1 rRNA gene is annotated in these 1,180 nt (G+C 52.2%); it reads left to right on the forward strand.

Annotated elements, in window-relative coordinates:
- Positions 1-1,158 (forward strand): 23S ribosomal RNA (locus tag LQ901_RS16730); the annotation flags it as partial.
- Positions 1,159-1,180 lie beyond the last annotated feature (22 nt).

Genomic DNA, 1,180 nt, shown 5'->3' on the forward strand with positions numbered 1-1,180 from the left:
TCAGTCGAAGATACCAGCTGGCTGCAACTGTTTATTAAAAACACAGCACTGTGCAAACACGAAAGTGGACGTATACGGTGTGACGCCTGCCCGGTGCCGGAAGGTTAATTGATGGGGTTAGCGAAAGCGAAGCTCTTGATCGAAGCCCCGGTAAACGGCGGCCGTAACTATAACGGTCCTAAGGTAGCGAAATTCCTTGTCGGGTAAGTTCCGACCTGCACGAATGGCGTAATGATGGCCAGGCTGTCTCCACCCGAGACTCAGTGAAATTGAAATCGCTGTGAAGATGCAGTGTACCCGCGGCAAGACGGAAAGACCCCGTGAACCTTTACTATAGCTTGACACTGAACATTGAGCCTTGATGTGTAGGATAGGTGGGAGGCATTGAAACGTGAACGCCAGTTTGCGTGGAGCCGACCTTGAAATACCACCCTTTAATGTTTGATGTTCTAACGTTGTCCCGTAATCCGGGATACGGACAGTGTCTGGTGGGTAGTTTGACTGGGGCGGTCTCCTCCTAAAGAGTAACGGAGGAGCACGAAGGTTAGCTAAGCATGGTCGGACATCATGCGGTTAGTGCAAAGGCAGAAGCTAGCTTAACTGCGAGACGGACAGGTCGAGCAGATACGAAAGTAGGTCTTAGTGATCCGGTGGTTCTGAATGGAAGGGCCATCGCTCAACGGATAAAAGGTACTCCGGGGATAACAGGCTGATACCGCCCAAGAGTTCATATCGACGGCGGTGTTTGGCACCTCGATGTCGGCTCATCACATCCTGGGGCTGAAGTTGGTCCCAAGGGTATGGCTGTTCGCCATTTAAAGTGGTACGCGAGCTGGGTTTAGAACGTCGTGAGACAGTTCGGTCCCTATCTGTCGTGGGCGTTGGATGATTGAGGGGGGCTGCTCCTAGTACGAGAGGACCGGAGTGGACGCATCTCTGGTGTTCCGGTTGTCACGCCAGTGGCATTGCCGGGTAGCTAAATGCGGAAGAGATAAGCGCTGAAAGCATCTAAGCGCGAAACTTGCCCCGAGATGAGTCATCCCTGAGGCTTAAAGCCTCCTAAAGGGTTGTTGGAGACTACGACGTAGATAGGCAGGGTGTGTAAGCGTAGCGATACGTTGAGCTAACCTGTACTAATTGCCCGTGAGGCTTAACCATACAACGCCAAAGTGATGTTGGA

The organism is Plesiomonas sp. PI-19 (genome assembly GCF_021368255.1).
GTDB classification, from domain to species: Bacteria; Pseudomonadota; Gammaproteobacteria; order Enterobacterales; family CAMTGL01; genus Plesiomonas; species Plesiomonas shigelloides.